This is a genomic window from Nocardioides sp. P4_G10 (assembly GCF_056401175.1).
The window spans coordinates 21,851-28,660 of the sequence record NZ_JBFUJV010000038.1 but is presented as its reverse complement, the minus strand read 5'-3'; the positions used below and the strand labels follow the sequence as shown (position 1 = coordinate 28,660).

Below are 6,810 nucleotides of genomic sequence, written 5' to 3'. Positions count from 1 at the left end.
CTTCAATCCAGCGCGGCCGACTCACACCCGCACATCGACACTTCGGATCAGCCACTTCCCGGACCCGCAGATCGGACGCTACGCCGACCATCTCTCGGTCGGAAGACCCTCACTCCAAGCGCTCCTTGACACAGAGGGGTGCCAGATCCGGACGTCTGCAAATCCCAGTACTCGTCCTAGTCGACGGCCATACTCCTGTCGTGAAGTCCTTGGCCGCGATGAGTGCAGTGACGCTGATGGCGTCTGGATGCGCTCATCCATCGGACGCTCATGCGCGCACCGACTTGTGCGACTTCCGCAACGTTAAAGAAGAGGACCGATGACCGAGCGCCCGCCACGGACCCCATCGGCACGTGTCCGCCTGCTCGTCCTGTCGGTGCTGGCCGTGCTGGTCGTCGGCGCCGTCGCCTCGGCCGTGCTTCGTGAACGCCACATGGACATGGCCGAGGAGGCTTTCCTGTCCGACATCGCGGACAGGTTCCCTTCCGCTGACATCTACCCCGACACCCTCGACTGCGGTGAACGCCTCAGCGCGGGTCTATTCAGGGACGAGACCGTTCACTGTGAGATAGGCGGCGCCCACCGTGGACAGCCTGGACGCTTCGAGGCCCACATGCCGCCTGACTTCGAGTGGGTCGATGCCTCGTTTCGCTCCGACACCTGATCGCGCGAGCATGAGATGAGACCATGAGCAGCGACCCCAACCTTAGTGGGTACGCCGCCGACGTCGATCGTCTCGGGCTGGCTCGCGAGTAGTGCTGCTCAGAGCCAGCACCAGGTTCGCTTCCCTGCCGAGCCCTGCGAGCGCCAGCCGTAGTCGCCTCGACCTCGTCACGAGTCAGACCCTTCTCGCATGCACTCAGGACGCCTCCTCATCCGGGCTCGACGTCTTTGATCAAGAGCCCGCCTGGGCGCAGCGCCATGCCGACGAACGGCATGACCCGCTCATCGGCAGATCCGCACGCTGATCGCGGCAGAGCCGGGCGAGCGTAGGCGCCCTCAACGCGACAGATCCGGACGACTTTCGAGGTCTAGGTCTGGTCCGGCTTGTACGCGTACCAGCCCGCACCCGGAAGTCCGTTCGGGTGTTGAGCGGCCAACTCCTGCAACCGAGCAAAGGCCGGATCGACCGGCAGCGATGGGCTGTCACAGGGCACAAGGTTGTACAGGCTGTAGACCAGGTAGCGCTTGTCGCGCGGTAGGTCCTTCACCTGTTGGCGGACGTGCTGTGCTCCCGCATCCATCTCCCAGCCGCCGATGCCGCACATGTCGTCCCACTCGTCTGGCGTCGTGACGATCTCGACGACCCGGGTCGAGCCGCCTTCTCCATCAAGCGCCACGGTGAGACCGCCGGGGTCTCGGTGGGTCACTTCCCCGAGGGTGGCAAGGACGTCGACCAGGTGATCCCACCACGTGTTGACCCCGCGCTCCATCTGCGCAGGATTGCACAACGGGCATCCGCTGCGTCGCTGCAGAGCGCACGGATCTCGGCACGTGCGGATCCCGTGGTCGGCTCGAGGAAGGCGAGCGAGAGCCATGCGCTCGTTGACGAATCCAGGAGGAGGGAGGCGTCGTGGACCGATGGACACCGACACTCTTCCCGCCCTAGCTGACGCCGATGACCCGATGCTCCGCCTTGCCGTCGCCGCCCATCTCGCCCGCTACAAGGGGCAGAGCCGCGCCCACACCGCATCCGACCTGAACGCCTACCTGCGTTGGTGCCTCGAGAAGGACCTCAGGCCGCTCCAAGCGCAGCGAGCTCATGTTGAGCTCTACCTGCGCTGGCTGCAAGAAGTCCGGCGACTGCGACCGTCGACTGTGTCGCGGCGTCTGTCCGTGTTGGCCACGTTCTACCGGACCTGTGTCATCGACCAGATCCTTGAGCACTCACCCGCCGAGTACGTGCGACGACCCCACGTCCCCTCGAATCACCGACACTCGGCCTGAGCCACCTGCAGTTCGAGGCCATCCTCACCGCCGGCCGGGACTCCACCAACGCCAACGATTTCGCCCTCGTCGCGATGCTCGGACTGCTCGGTCTACGCGTGTTCGAGGCGACCGGGTCTAACGTCCAGGCGCTCGGCGAAGCTCGCGGTCACCGCGTCCTCACCGTGCACGGCAAGGGCGACAAGACGGCCGTCGTCCCGCTTCCGCCGGCTGTCGGCCGTGCCATCGACCAGGCGGTCGCCGACCGCACGGCCGGCCTGATCCTGCTCAACCGCTACGCCCGACGCATGGACCGGCACGCCGCCACCCGCCGCCTACGAGCACTCGCCAGATCGGCCAACGTCACGACCGCCCGCATGCACCCGCACATGCTGCGCCACACGTTCGTGACCACGATGCTCGACGCCGGCGTCGACCTCCGCGACGTCCAGATCGCCGCACGTCACGCCGACCCGTGCACGACCATGCGCTACGACCGAGCCCGCAACAACCTCGACCGCCACCCCAACTACATCCTGGCCGCGTTCATGGCCTCAGCAACCTGACGACCGCACATGCCGATGAGCGGATGTAGGCGTAACGCCGGGTGGTCGGCGCACCTTCGCATTGCCGACTGTGAGCAGCGTGCGCACCATCTCCTCGACGGAAGCCGCGTTTCACGACCTTCAGGGCCTTCCCTGGTGTCTGGCTGACTTTGTGTCCGTCGGCTGGGCCGACTCGTCCCCGGGGGGCCTAGTCTCCGTCAGCGGGTCGTGACAACTTTGTGGGCCGATGCCTAGTCATAGTGGTTCGTCAACGATCAAAGGAAGTCATGAGGACCATCAGTCTGACCGCCGTCGCGCTTCTAGGCGCGGCGCTGCTCGCGCCAGTGGGCACGGCCGCCGCAGCGGGCGAGACATGTCAGGGGCAGGCGGCGACCATCGTCGGGACGCCAGGGGGCCAGATCACCGGAACGGAGGGCGCGGACGTCATCGTCACGAACGACGCGATACGTGTCGACGCGCTCGGCGGCGATGACCTCGTGTGCGCGACCGGCGAGGGGGGCGGCTACTACCACTCCGTCACCGCCATCCTCGGCGCGGGGGCCGACACGTTCATCCCGATCGAGCGCGCCGGATCATCCACGATCTACGCGGGCACCGTCGACGGCACTGACACCGAGGCCGACGTCATCCGCTCCACTCGTGGACCCGTCATCTCCGGCATGCCAGGCCAGCCGAACGCCGACATCATCGACCTCGTCAATCAGGGCGGAGTCAGGTGGAGCGGCATCCAAACCGCCCCGGGCGCGGTGTCCGGGGACACGGGCGGCTACGGCATCTTGAGCGTCCGATCCGCCAGCGGCGACGTCACTATGGACGCCAGCGGCACGGTGACGGGGTTCGACACGGCGCTCACCTGGACGGGCCAGTTCGCCGGGCTCGGTTTCACTACGTCGGCCGAGTACGGACGGTTCACGTTCCGCGGCACCGACGGCACCGAGCGCGTCAAGGTCGACGCGCCGACGACGTATGGCCGCGACATCGCGCTCGGCGGCAGCGACGACCTCTACGAGTCGAACAGCCTGGGCGGAAAGGCGACGAGGATCAAGGGCGACGGCGGGTACAACCAACTGCTGCTCGACCTCCATAGCCACGACCGGGTGCGCGCCGACCTGAGCCGTTCCCGGGTGACGGCCACCAAGGCGGGCGTGGAGGAATCGGTCCGCGTCCGCGGCTTCGATGGCCTCACCGTGGCCGCGAAGCGCGCCGACGTCATCGGCGCTGACCGCGCGGACCACATCACCGTCGCCGCGTGCCGGACGACAATCAAGGGAATGAAGGGCCGGGACATCCTCTACGCTGAGGTCAAGTTCAGAAGCACTCGCTTTGACCCTTGGATTAGGCCTGAGTGCTCCAACTACGAGGCCACGATCGACGGCGGCCCTGGCAGCGACCTCATCGGAGGGAGCCCCGGCGATGACCGCCTTATCGGCGGCCCTGGCAACGACGGCATCACCGGGCAGTACGGCGATGACCGCCTCATCGGCGGCCCGGGCAGTGACGGCGTGGACGGTAAGAAAGGGCGCGACGTCTGTCAGGGCGAGCGGGTACGGAACTGCGAGAAGCGCATCTGACCGCGCGCCAAGCGCGTCTTGTATACCCCGCAGTGGGTTAGGTAGCAGTCGGGCCGTCCCCTTCCCGGGGCGGCCCGGCGTCGCGTCCGCGTCTGACCGCGCGGAGCAAGCAGCGACCTCGATGAAGGACGAGGTCGGCTTCTACAAAGCGTCCACTCATGCCGCATTCCGCGCCTTGGCGGAGTGCGTGCTATCGCCTCCTTCCGGGCGCAATCATCAGCCGACAAGCGTGCCCTTCGATGAGCTCAGCCGGCGAGCCCTGACCTAGGCTCGCGTGACGCGGACCTGCTGTCGGGGGCTCTTGTTCAAGAAGGGGCACTGCCGAAGAGCGGCCAGGGTTAGAGACGTCTCCGCCCGGCGAGACGACCATAGGCTGAGGCCATGGCCACCAATTCCACGACCAACACATCCGATTCCGGCTTCTCCGAGGACGAGCTGGCCGCCATGAAGCAGCGCGCCGCGGAGCTACGTGCAGAGAAGAAGGGCGGCGCGAAGAAGGCCGACGAGGCCGAAGCGTGCGTCGAAGCCATCACGGCGCTGCCCCAGCCCGACCGTGGGCTCGCCGAGGCGATCCACCGGATCGTGCTCGAGGTCGCCCCAGGGCTCGACCCCAAGACCTGGTACGGCTTCCCGTCCTACGCCCGCAATGGCAAAGTCGTCGTCTTCTTCAAGCCTGCGACGAAGTTCAAGTCCCGCTACGCCACCATCGGGTTCGAGGAGGCTGCCCAACTGGACGACGGCGCGATGTGGGTGACGTCGTACGCGGTGCTTGCGATCGGCCAGGCCGAGGAGAAGCTGATCCGAAGGCTGGTGAAGAAGGCAGCGGGCTAGGCCCCGCTGGCCACACGTCTGCCTGGGGAAGTGGTCTCCGTAGCCGACCGTGGTGACGAGTGGCGAAGGGCATAGGAGCGACGCCGGTCCGACAGCGCGAGCCGGATGATGAAGTCGATCGTGAACGCCAACCACACCGTCCATGCGGCGGGTCAGGCGAGAGCCTTGGCCTTCAGTGTGTCGAACTCGCTCTGGTCGATGGTGCCGGAGTCGAGCAGCGCCTTGGCGTTGGCGATCTGGTCGGCGGGTGAGGTCGACGTGCCGGCGACCTGTTGGATGTACTGGTCCTGCGCGGCCTGCATCTCCTTTGCCCTGCTGAGCTGCCGTTCGGTCATGCTGCGGCCGCGGGCGATCAGGTAGATCAGGGCGCCCAACCAGGGGACGAAGATGAGGAGCAGCGCCCACCCGGCCTTGCCCCAGCCGCTGAGCGTGTGGTCTCCGAACAGGTCGAACAGGCACCGGAACCACACCATGAGTGCGGCGATCCAGATGAAGAACCAGAAGGACCAGAGGAGCACGTCCCCGAAGTCGTTGGTCATGGAGTCCATGGCAGTGCCCTCTCGCAGGTCCGGTCCGGTCGACCGGTGTGCCGCAGTGTGGCACCGCGGACGGTGGTCGCCGCTCACCCGCGGAGGGTGAGCATCACCCGCGAAGGCAGTCCGACGCTGGTGGCCTCACTCCCCGGACGATCCCCGTCGAGTCGCAGCGCCGGAACTACGCTGCGACACATGGCGGAGTACCAGGTGACCCGGTGGCGCGACCTTCCGTCGATGGTCGCGGCCCGGGCGGACGAGGAAACGGTGAAGTCGCAGCTCGCGCCGCGGTTCCAGGAGGCGATCGACGAGGCTGCGATGCGGCTCGGTGACACCGGGGCCGACGACTACCTGGCGGGCTGGGAACGGTCTCCCTGGACCGAGGCCGACGGCACGCCGAGCAAGGTGCTCGACCGGGTCGTCGCCGAGCTCGACGCGGAATGGCCGGCCGACAGGATCAACCGATACCTCGACGAGCTGGGCCAGTGAACCGGCTCAGGGCGCTGCTGCGCACGGACCGTACGGTCCTGCTCGACGGCGGCATGGGCACGCTGCTCCAGGACAGCGGCCTCGAGGACGGCGTACCCGGAGAGCTCTGGAACCTCGAGAACCCCGACGCGGTGCGCGCGGCGCACGAGGCCTACGCCACGGCGGGGGCCCGGCTGCTGACGACGAACAGCTTCGGTGGCACCCGGCCGCGCTTGGACCTGCACGGGCTCGGCGATCGCGTCGGCGAGGTGAACCGGGCAGCGGCGCAGCTGGCACGATCGGTCGCGGACGAGCACGGACTGCTCGTCGCCGGCGACCTCGGCCCGACCGGCGAGCTGCTGGCGCCGCTCGGGACCCTGACCGGCGAGGAGGCCCAGGCGCTGTTCGCCGAACAGCTCACCGCGCTGGTCGAGGGCGGCATCGACCTGGTGCTGGTCGAGACGCTGAGCGACCTCGGCGAGGCTGACGCGGCACTCGCCGCGGCGCGGGAGGTCGCGCCCGGTCTTCCGGTCGCCGTGACGATGAGCTTCGACACCAACCTGCGCACCATGATGGGCGTCCGCCCGGGCGACGCCGTGGCGCACCTCGCCGCGGCGGGTGCCGACGCCGTGGGGGCCAACTGCGGTCGCGGTCCCGCGGAGATGGAGATCATCGCCGCGGAGATGGCGCAGGCCCGCACCGACGACCTCCTCCTGGTCGCCCAGTCCAACGCCGGGCTTCCGCAGGTGGTGGGAGACCACTTCGAGTACGACGCCACTGCTGGCGACATGGCGTCGCACGCCGCCCGGTTGGCCGAGCTCGGGATCGACCTGGTCGGCGGATGCTGCGGCTCGACGCCCGCACACATCGCCGCCATGGGCGCCACGCTGACCCCTGCCTGAGTCCCCGCCCCAC

At 67.9% G+C, this 6,810-nt stretch carries 9 protein-coding genes; 7 read left to right on the top strand and 2 right to left on the bottom strand.

Going from position 1 to position 6,810, the window contains the following annotated elements; genetic code table 11:
- The first annotated feature begins 319 nt into the window (after positions 1 to 319).
- Positions 320 to 664, top strand: a complete 345-nt coding sequence (locus AC1DP1_RS22880; RefSeq protein WP_477508796.1) for a hypothetical protein — start codon at positions 320 to 322, stop codon at positions 662 to 664.
- Positions 665 to 1,031: 367 nt separating this feature from the next.
- On the opposite strand, the gene AC1DP1_RS22875 is transcribed toward AC1DP1_RS22880, so the two are convergent.
- Positions 1,032 to 1,433: a hypothetical protein gene (locus AC1DP1_RS22875; protein WP_477508795.1), complete on the bottom strand. Its 402-nt coding sequence runs from the start codon at positions 1,431 to 1,433 to the stop codon at positions 1,032 to 1,034.
- A gap of 148 nt (positions 1,434 to 1,581) precedes the next feature.
- On the opposite strand from AC1DP1_RS22875, the gene AC1DP1_RS22870 reads away from it, so the two are divergent.
- The 4 genes from AC1DP1_RS22870 (at position 1,582) to AC1DP1_RS22855 (ending at position 4,894) form a co-directional block, all read left to right on the top strand.
- Entirely contained in the window at positions 1,582 to 1,947 is a 366-nt protein-coding gene (locus tag AC1DP1_RS22870) for a phage integrase N-terminal SAM-like domain-containing protein (protein WP_477508794.1), read from the top strand.
- The gene (locus AC1DP1_RS22865) at positions 1,944 to 2,492 is read left to right on the top strand and encodes a tyrosine-type recombinase/integrase (protein WP_477508797.1); all 549 of its coding nucleotides are present in this window, start codon (positions 1,944 to 1,946) and stop codon (positions 2,490 to 2,492) included. Before AC1DP1_RS22870 ends, AC1DP1_RS22865 begins: the two co-directional genes overlap by 4 nt.
- Before the next feature lie 266 nt (positions 2,493 to 2,758).
- Positions 2,759 to 4,063 (top strand): hypothetical protein, encoded by a 1,305-nt coding sequence (locus AC1DP1_RS22860; RefSeq protein ID WP_477508793.1) that lies wholly within the window; start codon positions 2,759 to 2,761, stop codon positions 4,061 to 4,063.
- Positions 4,064 to 4,444: 381 nt separating this feature from the next.
- A complete protein-coding gene (locus AC1DP1_RS22855; protein ID WP_477508792.1) occupies positions 4,445 to 4,894 on the top strand; it encodes an iron chaperone in 450 nt (149 codons plus the stop codon).
- A 152-nt stretch (positions 4,895 to 5,046) separates the two neighbouring features.
- Here the strand turns inward: AC1DP1_RS22855 and AC1DP1_RS22850 are convergent, their stop codons facing one another.
- On the bottom strand, positions 5,047 to 5,442 hold the full coding sequence (locus AC1DP1_RS22850; protein WP_477508791.1) for an SHOCT domain-containing protein: 396 nt from the start codon (positions 5,440 to 5,442) through the stop codon (positions 5,047 to 5,049).
- A gap of 180 nt (positions 5,443 to 5,622) precedes the next feature.
- Between AC1DP1_RS22850 and AC1DP1_RS22845 the strand changes: the two genes are divergently transcribed.
- Together AC1DP1_RS22845 and AC1DP1_RS22840 are read left to right on the top strand one after the other, a co-directional pair.
- Positions 5,623 to 5,916, top strand: coding sequence for a virulence factor (locus AC1DP1_RS22845; RefSeq protein ID WP_477508790.1), 294 nt, complete (start codon positions 5,623 to 5,625; stop codon positions 5,914 to 5,916).
- Entirely contained in the window at positions 5,913 to 6,797 is an 885-nt protein-coding gene (locus tag AC1DP1_RS22840; protein ID WP_477508789.1) for a homocysteine S-methyltransferase family protein, read from the top strand. Before AC1DP1_RS22845 ends, AC1DP1_RS22840 begins: the two co-directional genes overlap by 4 nt.
- Positions 6,798 to 6,810: the final 13 nt, after the last annotated feature.

Excerpts from the sequence above, each read along its gene's own strand:
- AC1DP1_RS22880 (WP_477508796.1), top strand. The coding sequence starts at position 320 with ATGACCGAGCGCCCGCCACGGACCCCATCGGCACGTGTCCGCCTGCTC.
- AC1DP1_RS22875 (WP_477508795.1), bottom strand. The coding sequence starts at position 1,433 with ATGGAGCGCGGGGTCAACACGTGGTGGGATCACCTGGTCGACGTCCTT.
- AC1DP1_RS22860 (WP_477508793.1), top strand. The coding sequence starts at position 2,759 with ATGAGGACCATCAGTCTGACCGCCGTCGCGCTTCTAGGCGCGGCGCTG.
- AC1DP1_RS22845 (WP_477508790.1), top strand. The coding sequence starts at position 5,623 with ATGGCGGAGTACCAGGTGACCCGGTGGCGCGACCTTCCGTCGATGGTC.
- AC1DP1_RS22855 (WP_477508792.1), top strand. The coding sequence starts at position 4,445 with ATGGCCACCAATTCCACGACCAACACATCCGATTCCGGCTTCTCCGAG.
- AC1DP1_RS22870 (WP_477508794.1), top strand. The coding sequence starts at position 1,582 with ATGGACACCGACACTCTTCCCGCCCTAGCTGACGCCGATGACCCGATG.
- AC1DP1_RS22850 (WP_477508791.1), bottom strand. The coding sequence starts at position 5,442 with ATGGACTCCATGACCAACGACTTCGGGGACGTGCTCCTCTGGTCCTTC.